This is a genomic window from Rhizobium sp. BK316 (assembly GCF_014193695.1).
Lineage (GTDB): Bacteria > Pseudomonadota > Alphaproteobacteria > Rhizobiales > Rhizobiaceae > Rhizobium.
In genome coordinates, this window is sequence record NZ_JACHZR010000002.1 from 363,050 (window position 1) to 379,329 (window position 16,280).

Annotated in this window: 19 protein-coding genes and 1 pseudogene; 10 read left to right on the forward strand and 10 right to left on the reverse strand. The window is 59.9% G+C overall.

Going from position 1 to position 16,280, the window contains the following annotated elements; genetic code table 11:
* The first annotated feature begins 7 nt into the window (after positions 1-7).
* The 4 genes and pseudogenes from def to FHT87_RS10330 form a co-directional block, all read left to right on the forward strand.
* Positions 8-523, forward strand: a complete 516-nt coding sequence (gene def, locus FHT87_RS10315) for a peptide deformylase (protein ID WP_183727998.1) — start codon at positions 8-10, stop codon at positions 521-523.
* A 97-nt stretch (positions 524-620) separates the two neighbouring features.
* The gene (fmt, locus tag FHT87_RS10320; RefSeq protein WP_183801558.1) at positions 621-1,556 is read left to right on the forward strand and encodes a methionyl-tRNA formyltransferase; all 936 of its coding nucleotides are present in this window, start codon (positions 621-623) and stop codon (positions 1,554-1,556) included.
* Complete coding sequence (truA, locus tag FHT87_RS10325; protein WP_183728004.1) at positions 1,556-2,362, forward strand: tRNA pseudouridine(38-40) synthase TruA; 807 nt, start codon at positions 1,556-1,558, stop codon at positions 2,360-2,362. The genes fmt and truA overlap by 1 nt, the downstream gene beginning before the upstream one ends.
* Positions 2,340-2,461: pseudogene (locus FHT87_RS10330) on the forward strand (arsenate reductase (glutaredoxin)); the annotation flags it as partial. The gene truA and the pseudogene FHT87_RS10330, both read left to right, overlap by 23 nt.
* Positions 2,462-2,486: 25 nt before the next feature.
* Here the strand turns inward: FHT87_RS10330 and FHT87_RS10335 are convergent.
* The 3 genes from FHT87_RS10335 to dapD form a co-directional block, all read right to left on the reverse strand.
* Positions 2,487-3,083, reverse strand: a complete 597-nt coding sequence (locus tag FHT87_RS10335; RefSeq protein WP_183801561.1) for a hypothetical protein — start codon at positions 3,081-3,083, stop codon at positions 2,487-2,489.
* 2 nt (positions 3,084-3,085) lie between these two features.
* Positions 3,086-4,279 carry a succinyl-diaminopimelate desuccinylase gene (gene dapE / locus FHT87_RS10340; RefSeq protein ID WP_183801564.1) on the reverse strand — a complete coding sequence of 398 codons (1,194 nt, stop codon included), beginning with the start codon at positions 4,277-4,279 and terminating at the stop codon, positions 3,086-3,088.
* Between the two features lie 102 nt (positions 4,280-4,381).
* A complete protein-coding gene (gene dapD, locus FHT87_RS10345) occupies positions 4,382-5,239 on the reverse strand; it encodes a 2,3,4,5-tetrahydropyridine-2,6-dicarboxylate N-succinyltransferase (RefSeq protein WP_183728012.1) in 858 nt (285 codons plus the stop codon).
* Positions 5,240-5,434: 195 nt separating this feature from the next.
* Here dapD and FHT87_RS10350 point away from each other — a divergent pair, with 195 nt between their 5' ends.
* Positions 5,435-6,301, forward strand: coding sequence for an LOG family protein (locus FHT87_RS10350; RefSeq protein ID WP_183728015.1), 867 nt, complete (start codon positions 5,435-5,437; stop codon positions 6,299-6,301).
* Positions 6,302-6,410: 109 nt separating this feature from the next.
* On the opposite strand, the gene FHT87_RS10355 is transcribed toward FHT87_RS10350, so the two are convergent.
* Together FHT87_RS10355 and FHT87_RS10360 are read right to left on the reverse strand one after the other, a co-directional pair.
* A complete protein-coding gene (locus FHT87_RS10355; RefSeq protein WP_183728018.1) occupies positions 6,411-7,034 on the reverse strand; it encodes an EF-hand domain-containing protein in 624 nt (207 codons plus the stop codon).
* 104 nt (positions 7,035-7,138) lie between these two features.
* Positions 7,139-7,846 (reverse strand): pyrimidine 5'-nucleotidase, encoded by a 708-nt coding sequence (locus FHT87_RS10360; RefSeq protein ID WP_183728021.1) that lies wholly within the window; start codon positions 7,844-7,846, stop codon positions 7,139-7,141.
* 103 nt (positions 7,847-7,949) lie between these two features.
* On the opposite strand from FHT87_RS10360, the gene FHT87_RS10365 reads away from it, so the two are divergent.
* Both FHT87_RS10365 and FHT87_RS10370 read left to right on the forward strand, forming a co-directional pair.
* The gene (locus tag FHT87_RS10365; protein ID WP_183801568.1) at positions 7,950-9,020 is read left to right on the forward strand and encodes a trifunctional transcriptional activator/DNA repair protein Ada/methylated-DNA--[protein]-cysteine S-methyltransferase; all 1,071 of its coding nucleotides are present in this window, start codon (positions 7,950-7,952) and stop codon (positions 9,018-9,020) included.
* Positions 9,017-9,790 (forward strand): isocitrate lyase/phosphoenolpyruvate mutase family protein, encoded by a 774-nt coding sequence (locus FHT87_RS10370; RefSeq protein WP_183801571.1) that lies wholly within the window; start codon positions 9,017-9,019, stop codon positions 9,788-9,790. The genes FHT87_RS10365 and FHT87_RS10370 overlap by 4 nt, the downstream gene beginning before the upstream one ends.
* Before the next feature lies 1 nt (position 9,791).
* Here FHT87_RS10370 and argB read toward each other — a convergent pair whose 3' ends face one another.
* Positions 9,792-10,679 carry an acetylglutamate kinase gene (gene argB, locus FHT87_RS10375; RefSeq protein WP_183728030.1) on the reverse strand — a complete coding sequence of 296 codons (888 nt, stop codon included), beginning with the start codon at positions 10,677-10,679 and terminating at the stop codon, positions 9,792-9,794.
* Positions 10,680-10,835: 156 nt separating this feature from the next.
* On the opposite strand from argB, the gene FHT87_RS10380 reads away from it, so the two are divergent.
* From FHT87_RS10380 to FHT87_RS10390, 3 genes are all read left to right on the forward strand, one after another.
* Positions 10,836-11,372, forward strand: a complete 537-nt coding sequence (locus FHT87_RS10380; RefSeq protein ID WP_183728033.1) for a sigma-70 family RNA polymerase sigma factor — start codon at positions 10,836-10,838, stop codon at positions 11,370-11,372.
* Positions 11,369-12,088 carry an anti-sigma factor gene (locus FHT87_RS10385; RefSeq protein ID WP_183728036.1) on the forward strand — a complete coding sequence of 240 codons (720 nt, stop codon included), beginning with the start codon at positions 11,369-11,371 and terminating at the stop codon, positions 12,086-12,088. The genes FHT87_RS10380 and FHT87_RS10385 overlap by 4 nt, the downstream gene beginning before the upstream one ends.
* 111 nt (positions 12,089-12,199) lie before the next feature.
* A complete protein-coding gene (locus FHT87_RS10390) occupies positions 12,200-12,757 on the forward strand; it encodes a fasciclin domain-containing protein (RefSeq protein ID WP_183801573.1) in 558 nt (185 codons plus the stop codon).
* Positions 12,758-12,802: 45 nt separating this feature from the next.
* Here FHT87_RS10390 and yihA read toward each other — a convergent pair whose 3' ends face one another.
* The 4 genes from yihA to rpmH form a co-directional block, all read right to left on the reverse strand.
* Positions 12,803-13,456, reverse strand: coding sequence for a ribosome biogenesis GTP-binding protein YihA/YsxC (yihA, locus tag FHT87_RS10395; RefSeq protein ID WP_183728041.1), 654 nt, complete (start codon positions 13,454-13,456; stop codon positions 12,803-12,805).
* A 233-nt stretch (positions 13,457-13,689) separates the two neighbouring features.
* Positions 13,690-15,480, reverse strand: coding sequence for a membrane protein insertase YidC (gene yidC, locus FHT87_RS10400; RefSeq protein ID WP_183802659.1), 1,791 nt, complete (start codon positions 15,478-15,480; stop codon positions 13,690-13,692).
* The gene (gene rnpA / locus FHT87_RS10405) at positions 15,480-15,878 is read right to left on the reverse strand and encodes a ribonuclease P protein component (RefSeq protein ID WP_183728044.1); all 399 of its coding nucleotides are present in this window, start codon (positions 15,876-15,878) and stop codon (positions 15,480-15,482) included. The genes yidC and rnpA overlap by 1 nt, the downstream gene beginning before the upstream one ends.
* Positions 15,879-15,900: 22 nt before the next feature.
* A complete protein-coding gene (gene rpmH, locus FHT87_RS10410; protein ID WP_016552555.1) occupies positions 15,901-16,035 on the reverse strand; it encodes a 50S ribosomal protein L34 in 135 nt (44 codons plus the stop codon).
* Positions 16,036-16,280: the final 245 nt, after the last annotated feature.

Sequence of the window (16,280 nt, forward strand, 5' to 3'; positions counted from 1 at the left end):
GAACGCCATGACCATCAAGCCACTCATCATTCTTCCCGATCCGGTTCTCCGTCAGGTTTCCAAGCCGATCGAGCGGGTCGACGCCGATCTCCAGCGGCTCTCCGACGACATGCTGGAAACCATGTACGACGCACCGGGCATCGGCCTTGCCGCGATCCAGATTGGCATTGCGCGCCGCATGCTCGTCATCGATCTGTCGAAGGAAGGCGAGGATAAGCAGCCGCTCGTCTTCATCAATCCGGAGATTGTCAGCTCCTCGGACGACCGGTCCGTCTATGAGGAAGGCTGCCTTTCCATTCCCGACTACTACGCGGAGGTCGAACGCCCCGCGAAAGTCACGGTCAAATATCTGGATCGCGAAGGCAAGGAACAGAGTGTAGAGGCCGATGGGCTTCTGGCGACCTGCCTCCAGCACGAGATCGATCACCTGAACGGCGTGCTCTTCATCGATCATATCTCGCGGCTGAAGCGCGAAATGGTGATCAAGAAGTTTACCAAGGCTTCCAAGTCCAAGGCACTCTAAGCGGGCTGGCAGCGGCATGTACGAAAGACTTCGAGCGGGCTTTATTATGAGCCGGCAAACCCGTTTGGAGACGGTGATCCTCAATTGGTGAGATAGAATGTCTCTTCGTATCGTTTTTATGGGAACGCCCGAGTTTTCCGTCCCGACGCTGCGCCTGCTTGTGGAGGCCGGCCACCAGATCGTTGCCGTCTATACCCAGCCGCCGCGGCCCGGTGGACGACGCGGGCTCGACCTCCAGAAATCGCCGGTACACCAGGCGGCTGAGCTGTTCGGCCTGCCGGTCTTTACGCCGGTCAATTTCAAAGACCCCGAAGAGCGTGAACGTTTCCGCGCGCTCGGCGCCGATGTCGGCGTCGTCGTCGCTTACGGCCTGCTGCTGCCGGAAGCAATCCTGACCGGCACGCGTTACGGCTGCTATAACGGTCACGCTTCGCTGCTGCCGCGCTGGCGCGGTGCTGCGCCCATCCAGCGGGCGATCATGGCCGGCGATGAAAAGACCGGCATGATGGTCATGAATATGGACAAGGGTCTCGATACCGGCGACGTCGCGCTCACCCGCGAAGTTGAGATCGGCCCGAACATGACAGCGGGCGAACTGCACGACAGACTGATGCATGTTGGCGCAAAGGCGATGGCCGAGGCCATGGTCAAGCTGGAGATGGACGATCTGCCGCTCACCCCCCAGCCGGCCGAAGGCGTGCTCTACGCCGCCAAGATCGACAAGGCAGAAACACGCATCGATTTCAGCCGCGACGCCAAAGACGTTCACAATCATATCCGAGGCCTCGCGCCCTTCCCGGGCGCCTGGTTCGAACTCGAGATCAACGGTAAAGCTGAGCGCGTGAAGGTGCTCGGTTCCGAACTTACGGCGGGTGAGGGTACGGCCGGTACACTTCTGACCGACGATCTCGTGGTTGCCTGCGGAGCGGGCGCTATCCGCCTTACAAAGCTGCAGAAGGCCGGTGGCAAACCGCTCGCCGCCGGCGACTTCCTTCATGGTACGCCGCTTGCCGCGGGCACGAGGCTCGCCTGATGCCGCGATACCGCATGATCGTCGAATATGACGGCGGCCCTTATGTCGGCTGGCAGCGGCAGGACAACGGGCCGTCGGTGCAGGGCGCGATCGAAAAGGCCATCTTTTCGGCAAGTGGCGATACCGTTTCTATTCGTGGTGCGGGGCGCACCGATTCAGGCGTGCATGGCATGGGGCAAGTCATCCATGCCGATCTTTCGAAGGACTGGTCGCCTTTCAAGCTTCAGAATGCGCTGAATGCCCATCTGAAGCTTGCTCGCGAGAAGGTGGCGATCCTCAGTGTCGAGGTGACGAGCGAATTCTTCGATGCCCGCTTTTCCGCACTCCGCCGGCACTATCTCTATCGCATCATCAGCCGACGCGCGCCGCTGGCGCTGGAGGCGGGCAAGGCATGGTGGGTGCCGAAGGTGCTGGATCACGAGGTCATGCATGCCGCAGCCCAGACGCTCGTCGGCAAGCACGATTTCTCGACGTTCCGTTCGGCCCACTGCCAGGCAAACAGTCCGGTGCGCACGCTCGACCGGCTGGACGTGACCCGCAATGGCGAACTGATCGAGATCCGCGCCACCGCCCAGAGCTTCCTGCACAATCAGATCCGCTCCTTCGCCGGAACGCTGAAGCTGGCGGGTGAAGGCAAGTGGACGTCAGATGATGTGCGCGCGGCACTGGACGCTCGTGATCGCAAAGCCTGCGGTCCCGTGGCGCCGCCGGACGGGCTCTATTTCATGCAGGTGGATTATCCCGAGGTGATCACCGATCGCCGCAAACCGATGGATGAAAACGATGACGGTGACGATCTGTCGTAATCCGGCCTGCGGCACGTCGCGCAACACGCTGGCCGTGATCTGCTTGCCCGGCGAAGAAACCGCGAAGTGATCGAATATCTGAAGACGCTGCCGACGCGATGCCAAAGGCGTCAATCCTCGCTGATCAAGCCGGATAGATGCCGAGGAAGTTCTGCAGATATTCCGACAGCATCATCGATGGCACCAGCAGCACCAGCGTGAGCGCTCCGACCATCAGGGCATGGCCATGGCAGATCATTCTGAGGATACGCGCCAGCACGAAGACCTGCGCCAGCATGAAGACGAGCAGCAGCAGCGACACGATGCCAACCGAGTCCGGCAGGAAGAACACGAACGCCAGCAGCAGCCCGTTGATATAGGCGAGCGGCACGTTGAGCCAGTTGACGCCGACGACGACAGGCGCGAAACGCTCGCCCATACGCACGGCAAGCAGCAGCAGGCCGGCAAAGACCAGCGGCACGAACCAGTTCGCAAGTTCTACGAGCCCAAGCCGGAAGTAGAAGGGAAATCCGACATCGGTTTCCGGCGGCATGGAGCGGAGATAGGCATTGCGCCACCAGAGCCATGAAATGCCCGTTGGCGGCAGGCACCAGATGATCGCCCAGAAGGAACGGTTGACGCCGCGATCCGATATGTCGAGGAAGCGGAAACCGCGCGGATCGAGCTTGATCAGCAGCCAGATGCCGGCGAGATAATATTGAACCTCTCTAAAGCCCGGCATTCTCAAACCCCGGCATTCTCAAACCAAAGTTCGATGAAGGTCTCGTAGATTGCCGTCAGCGTCTCCAGATCCGCAACGGCGACCCGCTCGTCGACCATATGCATGGTCTGGCCGACGAGGCCGAATTCCACGACCGGGCAATAATCCTTGATGAAGCGCGCATCGGACGTGCCGCCCGTCGTCGACAGCGCCGGCGATGCACCTGTGACGCTTTCCACAGCCGAGGACAATGAGGCGATCAGCGCATTGTTGCGCGTCAGGAAGACGTGGCTCGGTCGATCGGCCCAGATGATCTCGTATTTCACCGGCTCGCGACCCGGCCGCAATACACCGTCTGCGGCTGCCGCATCGAGGCGCCTGATGATCTCCGCCCGCAGCGTATCTGCCGTCCAGGTGTCGTTGAAGCGGATATTGAAGCTCGCGGAAGCCTTGGCCGGAATGACGTTGGTCGCCGGATTGCCGACATCGATGGTCGTCACTTCGAGATTGGACGGCTGGAAATTGTCCGTGCCGGCGTCGAAGGGCGGATCCATGAGTGCTTGGGTGAGTTGCAGCATGCCGCGCACCGGATTGTCGGCAAGGTGCGGATAGGCGGCATGGCCCTGCACGCCATGCACGACGATCTTCCCGGAGAGCGAGCCGCGCCGGCCGATCTTGATCATGTCGCCGAGCTTGTTCGGATTGGTCGGCTCACCGACGACACAGGCATCCCATGCCTCGCCGCGTTCGGCGGCCCATTGCAGAACCTTGATCGTACCGTTGATCGACGGGCCTTCCTCGTCGCCTGTGATCAGGAAAGAGATCGAGCCCTTCGGTGCGCCATGCTTCTCGACATGCCGGGCAACGGCTGCTGCAAAGCAGGCAATGCCGCCTTTCATATCGACCGCGCCACGGCCGAAAAGCTCGCCACCGGCGATCTCGGCGGCAAATGGCGGATGCGTCCAGGCGCCTTCGTCGCCGACAGGCACGACATCGGTATGCCCTGCAAACATCAGATGCGGTCCCTCGGTGCCGAGGCGGGCATAGAGGTTTTCGACGTCAGGCGTGCCGGCCTCTTGCGCAACCATTCGGTCGATCTTGAAACCGAGCGGCGAAAGCATCGCTTCCAGCGCCGAAAGTGCTCCGCCTTCTGCCGGCGTCACGGACGGGCAGCGGATCAACGTCTGAAGATTGGCAACGGGATTCGTGGCGGTCATGGCGGTCGAATTATCCGGTGGGAATGGCAAAGGCGTGGCAAGGCGCAGACCACCTTGCCCAAAAAGACGCCGACTGTTTACCGGATCAATTCCGGGCTGTCATCAATCCCTGAGCAGTTCGTTGATGCCCGTCTTGGAACGGGTCTGCTCGTCGACGCGCTTGACGATCACAGCGCAATAGAGGTTCGGCGCCTGCTGACCGTTTGCCATCGTCTTGTCTGACGGTAGTGAGCCGGCGACGACAACGGAATAGGGCGGCACTTCGCCATAGGTGATTTCGCCGGTGGCGCGGTCGACGATCTTGGTCGACTTGCCGATGAAGACGCCCATGCCGAGCACGGAACCTTCACGCACGATGCAGCCCTCGACGACTTCCGACCGGGCGCCGATGAAGCAATTGTCCTCGATAATCGTCGGGCCGGCCTGCATCGGCTCCAGAACGCCGCCGATGCCGACGCCGCCGGAAAGATGCACATGCTTGCCGATCTGCGCGCACGAGCCGACGGTCGCCCAGGTATCGACCATCGTGCCTTCGCCGACATAGGCGCCAAGGTTGACGAAGGAGGGCATCAGGATCGCGTTCGGGGCGATATAGGCCGAGCGACGCACGACGGCGTTCGGCACGGCGCGGAAGCCGGCGGCGCGGAACTGGTTCTCGCCCCAGCCTTCGAACTTCGAGGGAACCTTGTCCCACCAGGTCGACTGGCCGGGACCGCCCTTGACGACCTCCATGTCGTTGAGGCGGAAGGAGAGCAGCACGGCCTTCTTCAGCCACTGATTGACTTTCCAGGCACCATCGGCACCGCGTTCGGCCACGCGTGCCTTGCCTTCATCGAGCAGATTGAGAGCCGCCTCGACTGCATCGCGCACTTCACCCTTCGTCGACGTGTTCACATTGTCGCGATTGTCGAAGGCGGTTTCGATGGTCTTTTCGAGGGATGCGAGGTCGGTGGCGCTCATGAGAATTCCTTAAACTTCGATCTTTATCGTGGAGACGATGGAGTCTCCGGAATTGCGGTTGGCGGGTTGTCACCCGATCTACAGCATGCGCCCGTAAAATGGAATGATTTTTCGGACAAGATCATATCTGGATTCAAGGCGTTATAGCGACATATCCGATCACTTGTGACCGGTAATACTGAAAGGCATTTCGATATGGCAAAGGCAAGAAACGGCGGCGGACGGCGCAGGGACGGCGTCTGGGATCCGTTGAAGAGCAGTTCGAGCGACAGGCAGCGCGCGGAAGCGGTTCCGAAGACGCCGCAGACGCTCTCACCGGCTTACCGCCTTGCCTATGTGGACGAGGATTTCCTCTGCCGCGAGGAGCTGCGCCCGATCCGCCTGCAGCTCGAACTCCTGAAAGTCGAGATGATGATGGCCGAGCGCGGCATCACGTCAACCGTCGTCATGTTCGGCGGAGCCCGCATTCCGGCCCCCGGCCAGAGCGCCTGGGCAGCCCGCAACGAGACCCAGCGTGCAAATCTCGAAGCTGCATCGGTTTACTACGATGAGGCCCGCAAATTCGCCCGTCTGTGCTCACGTTACTCGGCCGGCTCCGATTTCCGCGAATATGTCGTCGTCACCGGCGGCGGCCCCGGCGTCATGGAAGCTGGTAACCGCGGTGCGGCTGATGAAGGCGCGCCCTCTATCGGCCTCAATATCGTGCTGCCGCATGAGCAGGCGCCGAATGCCTATGTGACGCCCGAGCTCAGCTTCAATTTCCACTATTTCGCGATCCGCAAGATGCATTTCATGCTGCGCGCCAAGGCCGTCGCGGTCTTCCCCGGCGGCTTCGGCACGCTGGACGAATTCTTCGAATGCCTGACGCTGATCCAGACCGGCCGCATGGAGCGCATCCCGCTGCTGCTCTTCGGCTCGAAATTCTGGCAGAGCATCATCAACTTCGAGGCGCTTGCCGAATTCGGGACGATCGCGCCTGAGGACGTGAACCTGATCAGCTTCGTCGATACCGCCGATGAGGCCTGGAAGATCGTGCAGGACTTTTACGAGCATCCCGAATAAGGCAACTTCAGTGCGGCAACGAAAACCCTCTCCCCGCAAGCGGGAAGAGGGTGGGGCTCTGGGCGAGAGGCAAACCCCTCGCGATATCCAGGGAAAGACCGGTCGGCCTTTAAAGGAAAGGCCGGTCCGGCATGTCGTCGATCGAGATCACGCCGTCCTTGTTGCGGTCCATGCGATCGAAGAACTTGTTGAAGGCGGTTTCAGCCTCCTGCTTGCTGATCTGGCCGTTCTGATCGGTGTCGATGCGATGCATCATCAGTGAGGCGCCCATGATGTGGGCGCGCATCCCGTGACGACCGTCGCGGTCGGAACGGCGATGATCATTGTTTTCAGCCATGTCAGGCGCGGCATTGTCATCCGCGTCGTCTCGCTTGGCCGAGGCGGCTTCACGGCGGGCCTTGAACTGTGCCTCACGGTATTCGCGGATTTCACCCGGAGTGAGAGACCCGTCATGGTTGGTGTCGATGGCGGCAAAGATCTTCTCCATACCGTCGGTTGCCTCCTGCTTCGAAACCTTTCCGTCCTTATTGGCGTCGAACTGCTTCAGCATGCGTACAAAGGCGATTTCGCGGAAGGCGGCGCCGCGCGGTCCGCCCATCATGCCATGCTCCATCTTCCCATGGTGAGGCGGACGATTAGACTGGTCGCCCGGCGCTGCGAAGCTGGCCCCGGCGGCACCGCCGAGCAGAAGAACAGAAGAAAGCGCCGTCAGGATAAGCTTGTTGCGGTACATATCAGTGCGTCCTTTTTCGTAGGATGTCCCTCGATACGAAAGGTAGGACCGAACCGCGCCGCGGCCCAATTAAACATCTGTAAGATAGATGAAATTTTGGTAAGTTAGGTGGTGATCTTCTTAAGGAAATCAGCGAGATCGTCGGTGACGAAATCGATGTGATCGTCCTCGCCGCTGGTCCTCTCCCACCATTCGACAACGGTCTCTTCCAGATTGCGCGGCACGAGCAGAACGGTCTGCATGCCGAGCGCCTTCGGCACCGTCAGATTGCGCGGCAGATCTTCGAACATGGCTGCCTTGCCGGTCTCGACCTTCTTCAGCGCCGTGAACTTGTCATAGGTCGCCTGCGCCGGCTTCGGCAGGTAGTCGGCCGCCACGATATCGAAGATGTCGTCGAAATGGTCGAGGATGCCGAGCGCACCAGCTGTCGCCTGCGCATGCTGGACGCTGCCATTGGTGAAGATGAACTTGCGCCCCGGCAAGGATTTGATGGCTTCGGCGAGCTCCGGCTGCGGGGTCAGTGCCGAATAGTCGATCGCATGCGCCTTTTCGAGAAAGTCGTTGGGATCGACGCCGTGGTGGATCATCAGGCCCTGCAGCGTCGTACCGTGATCATAATAGTACTGTTTCTGCAGCTTGCGGGCCTCTTCCTGTTCCATCTGCAGGAGAGCCGACACATAGGCCGTCATGTTCTTGTCGATTTGGGCGAAGAGATTGACGTGATGCGGATAGAGCGTGTTGTCGAGGTCGAAGACCCATTCGGTCACATGCTCGAAATCGTGTCTGCTGGGCGTACGGTCGATCTTTGTCATAACCGCCCTTATGGCACGGCCGCGGCGCCAAGAAAATCACGAAGAGAAAATAGACGCCCGATTTTCGGCGGACGGGGCGGGCGCGGGATGGTAGAAAGCGCATATGCTTTTCGAACGCCCCGATGACGATACGCTTTATGATGCCCTGATCGCCCGCAGCGCCGATTACGAGGGCCAGGTCTATGTCTGTGTGAAAACGACAGGCATCTTCTGTCGTCTGACCTGCCCGGCGCGCAAGCCGAAACGGGAAAACACCATCTTCTTCGATACGATCGCCGCCTGCATGCATTCAGGCTTCCGCCCGTGCCTACGCTGCAGGCCGCTGGAAAAGCCCGGCCGCGAACCGATTGTTGATGAACTGCTGGCACAGCTCGACAACGAGCCGGAGGTACGCTGGACCGAGGATGAGCTTGTGCGCCGGGGCCACGATCCCTCGACCGTGCGTCGCGCCTTCAAACGGGCGCTCGGCATGACTTTCCACGATATTGTCCGCTATCGCCGGCTCGGCGAGGCGGCCCGGCAACTGGCCGATGGTGCACGTGTCATCGATGCGCAGATCGACGCGGGATATGAATCTCCGAGCGGTTTTCGGGCGGCCTTCCAGCGCCTTGTCGGCAAGGCGCCGGCGCTCTCGCAGAACCGGGAACTGCTGTTTGCCGACTGGTTCGACACGCCGCTCGGACCGATGGTCGCCGTCGCTGACAAGACCCATCTGCATCTTCTCGAATTTCACGACCGCAAGGCATTGCCGACCGAACTCGAAGCCCTGCAGAAGCGTGTTCGTTCCTCGGTCGCGATTGGCCGCACGCCGGCAATCGACCAGATCGAAGCGGAAATCAGAGACTATTTCGAAGGGCGGCTGACCACCTTCAAGACGCCGCTGGCGCTTGGCGGCACGCCTTTCGAAAAACATGTCTGGGCGAAGCTCGTTGACATTCCGATTGGCCACACGCGCTCTTACGGCGATCTGGCAAGGGAGATGGAACGCCCCGAAGTCGTGCGCGCCGTCGGCCGCGCCAATGGCTCGAACCAGCTCGCCATTATCGTTCCCTGCCATCGGATCCTCGGTGCAGACGGATCGCTGACGGGTTACGGCGGGGGGCTCTGGCGCAAGCAATGGCTGCTGCGGCACGAGGAGAAGATCGGTGTACATAAGATGGAGAGGACAGCATGAACCAGACTGAGAAGGCCGAGCTTTTCGGCACGCTGCATCGCAAGGGTAACCCTGTCATTCTGTACAACATCTGGGATGCCGGAACGGCCAAGGCCGTGACGGAGGCCGGTGCGAAGGCGCTTGCGACCGGAAGCTGGTCTGTGGCTGCCGCCAATGGTTTTGGCGATGGCCAGAAGCTGCCGATGGAGGTGCTGATCGAGACCGCCCGCTCGATCACGGCCGTCAACGATCTGCCGCTCTCGGTCGATTTCGAAGGCGGCTATTCGACAGAGCCTGCCGGTGCCGCGGCCAATGTCGCAAAGCTGATCGACGCCGGTGCCGTCGGTATCAATTTTGAAGATCAAAAGGTAGGCGGGACCGGCCTTCACCCTGTTGAAGCGCAGGCGGCCCGCATCCGTACCATCAGGGAAATGGCTGAGGGAAGGGGCATCGACTTCTTCATCAATGCCCGCACCGATCTCTTCCTTCAGGAGGGCGATGGGTCCAGACATGCAGGTCTGGTCGACGCAGCGATCGAGCGCGGCAAGGTCTATGCGGCTGCGGGAGCCAGCGGCTTCTTCGTGCCCGGCCTCATCGAGCCGGCTTTGATTGAGGCGGTCTGCGCGGCTTCCACGCTGCCGGTCAATATCATGATGAAGGCAGGCGCGCCTGATCCGGCTGATCTCGCAAGACTTGGCGTTTCGCGTATCAGTTATGGTCCGGGGCCGTACCGGACCATGATGGCGAAGCTGAAGGAAGCGGCAGCAGCGATCTACACTGCCGCTGGATAGATCAGGGAACGATCAACGTGCCAACGCCGTGCTCGGTGAAGATTTCGAGCAGCACGGAATGGGCCGTCTTACCGTTCAGGATGACGACGCCCTGCACGCCCGCCCGGATGGCGTCGATGCAGGTCTCGACCTTCGGGATCATGCCGCCGGAAATCGTGCCGTCGGCGATCAGCGCATGCGCTTCGGCGACGGAAAGCTCCTTGATGAGCTTGCCCTGCTTGTCGAGCACGCCGGGCACATCCGTCAGGAACAAGAGGCGGGTGGCGTTCAGCGCACCGGCGATCGCGCCAGCGAAAGTGTCGGCGTTGATGTTGTAGGTCGCGCCATCGCGGCCCGGAGCAACCGGAGCGATAACCGGAATCATCTCGGAGCGAGCGAGAAGGTCGAGCAGCGTACGGTCGACCTCGACGACTTCGCCGACAAAGCCGAGATCGAGCACGCGCTCGATGTTGGAATCGGGGTCCTTGACGGTCTTGCGGGCCTTTTCGGCAAAGACCATGTTGCCGTCCTTGCCGCAAAGGCCGATCGCCCATTCGCCGGTCTGGTTGATCAGCGCGACGATTTCCTTGTTGATCGAGCCGGCGAGAACCATTTCGACGATCTCGACCGTCTTCTGGTCGGTAACGCGCAATCCGCCTTCGAATTTGGATTCGATACCCATCTTCGTCAGCATCGCGCCGATCTGCGGGCCGCCGCCATGCACGACGATCGGGTTGACGCCGGACTGCTTCAAAAGTGCGATATCGCTGGCGAAGGCCTTGCCGAGTTCGGGATTACCCATGGCATGGCCGCCGTACTTCACGACGATCGTCTTGTTTTCGTAGCGCTGCATGAAGGGCAGCGCCTGTGCGAGAAGACGTGCCTGGATTTCGCTTTCGGACTCGTTCATGGGGGACCCCGCGGAATTGATCGCGGCCTTTTATCTCAAGTTTTTGACAGATGGAATAATCCGGCACGCAATAGTTTTTCGTATCTAAGGCCGACCTGGAAGCCTGCCAGCTCATATTGAAACTATCGAACCGGAAATCGTTCATTCGAGGGCGACATGACTGGGGATTTTGCAGATTTAATCGGCCGCGTAGCGCTGGGTGACCGCAAGGCCTTTGCGGCGCTCTACCATCAGACCAGCCCGAAACTTCTGGCGATCTGCCTTCGTATCCTTGGGAACAGGAACGAGGCCGAAGAGGTGTTGCAGGAGGTCTACATCAAGATATGGCAGCGTGCCGGTGCCTTTACGGCGGGCTCCTCCACATCAGCCGCGTGGATTGCGGCGATTGCACGCAATCAGTCGATCGACGCGTTGAGGGCGCGCAGGCCGGTAGCCGACGAAATCGACAATGTGCCTGATCTCGCCGATGCCGGTCTCGATCCGGAAGCACAAGTCGTGATTAAGGATGAAGGAAGGCGGATTGACACCTGCATGGAAGAGTTGGAAGCTGATCGTGCGGTCGCCGTGAAACGGGCTTATGTCGAAGGGCTGAGCTATCAGGAACTGGCCGATCAGTTTGGTGTCCCGCTGAACACGGTGCGGACATGGCTAAGACGCAGCCTGCTGAAACTGAGAGAGTGCATGGAACGATGACATCGCCCGACAAAAGCAAGGGAGACCGCTCCCGGGATGAGGTTCTCGCCGGCGAATATGTGCTGGGTGTCCTCTCCCTTCAGGATCGCAGGATCGTTGAGGAGCGCATGCGCCGCGACCGGCAGTTTGCTGCCATCGTCAGCCGCTGGGAGGTCAATCTCTCCAGTTTCAATGATGAATACGGCACGGCCGCGCCAAGCCATGAAACCTTCAAGCAGATCGAGGCACGCCTATTTGCCGATGCAGAAAGCACGCCGCGCTTTTCGCACGGCCTCTGGAATTCGGCCGGTTTCTGGCGCTCGCTGACTTTTGCCTCGCTTGCAGTCACCTTGGGCGTCATCGCCTTTGCCTCGGGCCTCGTGCCCCAGCCTCCGGCATCGCCGCCGCTGGTGGCCGAGCTCTCGGGACAGAACAACCAGGTCAATCTGACAGCCTCCTACGATATCCAGAGTGGCCGGCTGAAGATCGTGCCGGTTGCGGCCGGCAAGCCGGAGGAGAAATCTCTCGAACTCTGGCTCGTGCCGGGTAGTGGGACGCCCCGTTCCCTCGGCGTTTTCCAACGGGGTATGAACGGCGAATTGCTGATCCCGACGGATATGCGCGGCCAGATTTCCGATGGCGCGACGCTGGCCGTCAGCCTGGAGCCATTCGGCGGCTCGCCCACACATCAGCCGTCAGGCCCCGTCATCGCCAGCGGTTCGATCCACAGGCCGTGAAAACAAGATCATTTTCCTGAAACTCTTCTGCAGCACCTTTCGTAGTTGCTGATATCCGGGCGGCGCAGGGCATAAAGCCTGCTGCTGCTACCGGGTGCAGAGGAGAAAATCATGTTCAAGTCCGCCTTGCGCGCAACCGCTCTCGCCGCCGCCTTTTCCGCAATTGCATTTGCCGCTGAGGCAAAGGACCCGATGGTCGGCGGTGCCGCGATGTATGCGACCAAGAATATCGTCGAGAACGCCGTCAATTCCAAGGATCACACGACCCTCGTGGCAGCCGTGAAGGCTGCCGGGCTCGTCGGCACGCTGGAGGGCAAAGGTCCCTTCACCGTCTTCGCACCGACCAACGAAGCTTTCGCAGCCTTGCCGACGGGCACCGTCGATACGCTGCTGAAACCTGAAAACAAAAACAAGCTCGTCAAGATCCTGACCTGCCACGTCGTTGCCGCCGATGCCATGTCGAAGACCGTCGCCAAGATGATCAAGGACGATGGCGGCGAGCACGACATCAAGACCGTCGGCGGTTGCGTGCTCAAGGCAAAGGAAAGCATGGGCAAGATCACGCTGACGGATGAAAATGGCGGTGTCGCCCACGTCACCATCGCCGACGTCAAACAGTCGAACGGCGTCATCCACGTCGTCGACGAGGTGCTGCTGCCGAAGATGTAAATTCAAGTATCGGCAGAGGCAGGGGCGTCTTTCGGGGCGCCTCTTTTATTTCCAGTTGGCTATGCCGACCGTTTCGGCGATCGCCTGCCGCAGCTCGTCCAATCCTTCGTTCTTTTCCGAGGAAGTGGAAAGCACAGCCGGATAGGCGGCGGGACGCTTGCGGATCCTCTCCGATGTTTCGGCAAGCAGCTTTGGCACGGCAGGCGCTTTGATCTTGTCCGTCTTGGTCAACACGATCTGGTAGGAGACGGCCGCCTTGTCGAGCAACGTCAGGACGTCATCGTCGTTCTTCTTGATGCCGTGGCGGCTGTCGATCAGCACATAGACGCGCTTCAGCGTCGAACGGCCGCGCAAATAGTCGAAGACGAGTCTTGTCCAGTTATCCACCTGCTCCTTCGGCGCCTGTGCATAGCCATAGCCCGGCATGTCGACCAGCGCCATCGGCGGCAGGTCGCTGCCCTCGCCGGAATAGCCGTCCGGAACGAAGTAGTTGAGCTCCTGCGTACGGCCCGGCGTATTGGAGGTGCGCGCCAGACCTTTCTGACCGACCAGCGCGTTGATCAGCGACGATTTGCCGACATTCGACCGGCCGGCGAAAGCGACTTCCAGCGGCCCTTCCGGCGGTAGGAATTTCATGGAAGGCACGCCGCGGATGAAGATCCAGGGGTGGCCGAAGAGCGGCTTTGCGATTTCAGTCATATGAATTCTGCAATCTCCGGGTTCGGTAATGAAACCGGCTTCATGTTTTTAAGACCTATTGTCAAGGTTCGCCTACTGCATAATTCCTTAAATCGGAATCGATTTAAGGATGAAATTATGCAGCAATTTAAAGTGCTACAGCGTCCTTTGCGCGTCTGAAAAGACGCGCGGCGCTGTAGTTGAGTGCTTCGGCGGCTCGAAACAAAAAGCCCCGCCGAAGCAGGGCTTTTCGACTATTTCGATGGCGCCGGTTTTCGCTTGAACAGGCCCTTCAGATTGTCGAAGAGCTCGATCTTCACTCCGTGACGTTTCATGATCACCGACTGCTGCAGTACCGAGAGCGTGTTATTCCAGGCCCAGTAAATCACGAGGCCTGCCGGGAAGCTTGCCAGCATGAAGGTGAAGACCAGCGGCATCCAGTTGAAGATCATCGCCTGCGTCGGATCCGGCGGGGTCGGATTCATACGCATCTGCACGAACATGGTGACACCCATGATCAGCGGCCAGACGCCGAGATGCAGCAAGGCCGGCGCTTCGAAGGGCAGCAGGCCGAAGAGGTTGACGATCGTCGTCGGATCGGGTGCCGAAAGGTCCTTGATCCAGCCGAAGAACGGCGCGTGGCGCATCTCGATAGTGATGTAGATCACCTTATAGAGCGAGAAAAAGATCGGGATCTGCAGCGCCACCGGCCAGCAGCCGGCAATCGGGTTGATCTTCTCTTCCTTGTAAAGCTGCATCATCGCCTGCTGCAGGCCCATCCGGTCGTCGCCGAACTTGGCCTTCAGCTCCTCCATCTTCGGCTGCACGCGCTTCATGTTCGCCATCGAAGCATACTGCTTGCTGGCGAGCGGGAAGAACAGTGCCTTGACGACGATGGTCGTGCAGAGGATCGCCACGCCGAAATTGCCGAAGTAGCGGAAGAAGAAGTCCATCAGCTTGAACATCGGCTTGGTGATGAAATAGAACCAACCCCAGTCGATCAGGCGGTCGAAGCGCGGGATGTCGTAGCTCGCTTCGTAACCGTCGATGACGGGAACTTCCTTGGCACCGGCAAATACCAGGTTCTTGATTTCGATCGACTGACCCGGCGCGATCGTGAAAGCATCACCCTTGTAGTCTGCCTGATAACGTGGCTGACCGTCCGTGAAATGCGAGAAGCGGGCGTCATAGGCTGTCTGCTGCGGCGGGATGATCGTGGCCGCCCAGTATTTGTCGGTGATGCCGAACCAGCCGCCGGTAGATTTTGCCGGGGCGACGGCTTCCTTCTCGACCTCCGTATACTTGCTCTCGATCAAGCCGTCGTCGCCGATGACACCAATGAAGCCCTCATGAAGAACATATACAGATGGCGTTGTCGGCTTGTTGTAGCGTGTTACGCGGCCATAGGAGGAGAGGGAAATAGGCGTCTCGCCGGTATTCTGGATCTTGTCCGTCACCGTGAACATATAGCGTTCGTCGACGGAGATCGTGCGAGCGAAGGTGATGCCTCTGTCATTTGTATAAGTTAGCGTCACCGGTGTTTTTTCGGTGAGCTTTGCGCCATCGGGCGCGGTCCAGACGGTAGATGGGCCGGGAACGCTGCCAATCGCATCGCCGCCGATGTAACCGAGTTCGGTGAAATAGCCGTCCTTGGTTTCGGCCGGCGAGAAGAGCGTGATGATCGGGCTCGAGTCGTCGACGGTCTCGTGATAGGCCTTGAGCCTCAGGTCATCGAGGCGAGCGCCGACGAGGTTGATGGAGCCGGAAAGGGCTGCGGTGTCGATGGTAACGCGCGGAGCCTTTGCAAGTGCTTCTTCGCGGGTCGCAGTCGCGGCGGCCTGACCCGTCGGGGCGGCGCCATTCGGCTGGGCGGCCTGGCTGTTGGCTGCCGGCTGCTGCGTCTGCTCGGTCTGCTGCTGTGCCTTCTGGGCCTCCTGAGCCTTGCGCTGAGCTTCGATGCGCGGGTTCATATAGAGGAACTGCCAGCCAAGGACGATCAGCACCGAGAGAGCGATCGCAATGAAGTAATTGCGGTTGTTTTGCATCATACGTTCCTGGGGCGCTCGTCTTTCGAGCGCCGGTGTTTCGGCCTGGTTTCCACGCGGACTTTCAGTTCCGCGGCCAGTTCATGAAAGGACGCCGTCAACACGTCCCTGCGGGCGACAACCACATAGTCGTGTCCGGGCTGCATTGCAAACCCTGCATGAAGCCGCACCGCCTCTTTCAGGCGTCGCCGCATGCGGTTTCTTTCAACCGCGTTGCCATGTTTTTTTGTGACTGTGAAGCCGACGCGGGCTTCGCCCTCTTCCTTACGGTCCAGAACCTCGAGAAGGAAGAGACTGCCGCGGCGCTTTTCGCCTTCGCGGACTGCAAGAAACTGCGGGCGGCTTTTGAGCCGCCCGGCAATCATTTTGTCTTCTTTGGTCTTCGAACCGCCCGTCATTTTCTATCGGGCACTTCCGGCCTTAGGCCGAAAGACGCTTGCGGCCGCGAGCGCGGCGAGCAACGATGACCTTGCGGCCGCCCTTAGTGGCCATACGCGCACGGAAACCGTGGCGGCGCTTGCGAACAAGCTTCGAGGGCTGATATGTACGCTTCATTTATTTAAACACCGCGGAGTGCGGCCCTTCTTGAATTTGCACGATGCAAGGAGCGTTATTTTTCGAACGGACGAGGTCGCGAAAGACCTTGAATGACCGGACGTGCGGCGGCTTATACGGATGAAGCCTGCCAAAGTCAATTATGACAGGCAGTTTCCCCGGATGCGCCAGGCAAACGGCAAGATTTCGCACTCAGGTGTTAACGAATGCAACTTATCACCATTCGGTTGTATATTTCAACATAA

Bases quoted from the DNA above. Each gene is read 5' to 3' on its own strand.
- def (WP_183727998.1), top strand. From the start codon at position 8: ATGACCATCAAGCCACTCATCATTCTTCCCGATCCGGTTCTCCGTCAG.
- fmt (WP_183801558.1), top strand. From the start codon at position 621: ATGTCTCTTCGTATCGTTTTTATGGGAACGCCCGAGTTTTCCGTCCCG.
- truA (WP_183728004.1), top strand. From the start codon at position 1,556: ATGCCGCGATACCGCATGATCGTCGAATATGACGGCGGCCCTTATGTC.
- FHT87_RS10335 (WP_183801561.1), bottom strand. From the start codon at position 3,083: ATGCCGGGCTTTAGAGAGGTTCAATATTATCTCGCCGGCATCTGGCTG.
- dapE (WP_183801564.1), bottom strand. From the start codon at position 4,279: ATGACCGCCACGAATCCCGTTGCCAATCTTCAGACGTTGATCCGCTGC.
- dapD (WP_183728012.1), bottom strand. From the start codon at position 5,239: ATGAGCGCCACCGACCTCGCATCCCTCGAAAAGACCATCGAAACCGCC.
- FHT87_RS10350 (WP_183728015.1), top strand. From the start codon at position 5,435: ATGGCAAAGGCAAGAAACGGCGGCGGACGGCGCAGGGACGGCGTCTGG.
- FHT87_RS10355 (WP_183728018.1), bottom strand. From the start codon at position 7,034: ATGTACCGCAACAAGCTTATCCTGACGGCGCTTTCTTCTGTTCTTCTG.
- FHT87_RS10360 (WP_183728021.1), bottom strand. From the start codon at position 7,846: ATGACAAAGATCGACCGTACGCCCAGCAGACACGATTTCGAGCATGTG.
- FHT87_RS10365 (WP_183801568.1), top strand. From the start codon at position 7,950: ATGCTTTTCGAACGCCCCGATGACGATACGCTTTATGATGCCCTGATC.
- FHT87_RS10370 (WP_183801571.1), top strand. From the start codon at position 9,017: ATGAACCAGACTGAGAAGGCCGAGCTTTTCGGCACGCTGCATCGCAAG.
- argB (WP_183728030.1), bottom strand. From the start codon at position 10,679: ATGAACGAGTCCGAAAGCGAAATCCAGGCACGTCTTCTCGCACAGGCG.
- FHT87_RS10380 (WP_183728033.1), top strand. From the start codon at position 10,836: ATGACTGGGGATTTTGCAGATTTAATCGGCCGCGTAGCGCTGGGTGAC.
- FHT87_RS10385 (WP_183728036.1), top strand. From the start codon at position 11,369: ATGACATCGCCCGACAAAAGCAAGGGAGACCGCTCCCGGGATGAGGTT.
- FHT87_RS10390 (WP_183801573.1), top strand. From the start codon at position 12,200: ATGTTCAAGTCCGCCTTGCGCGCAACCGCTCTCGCCGCCGCCTTTTCC.
- yihA (WP_183728041.1), bottom strand. From the start codon at position 13,456: ATGACTGAAATCGCAAAGCCGCTCTTCGGCCACCCCTGGATCTTCATC.
- yidC (WP_183802659.1), bottom strand. From the start codon at position 15,480: ATGCAAAACAACCGCAATTACTTCATTGCGATCGCTCTCTCGGTGCTG.
- rnpA (WP_183728044.1), bottom strand. From the start codon at position 15,878: ATGACGGGCGGTTCGAAGACCAAAGAAGACAAAATGATTGCCGGGCGG.
- rpmH (WP_016552555.1), bottom strand. From the start codon at position 16,035: ATGAAGCGTACATATCAGCCCTCGAAGCTTGTTCGCAAGCGCCGCCAC.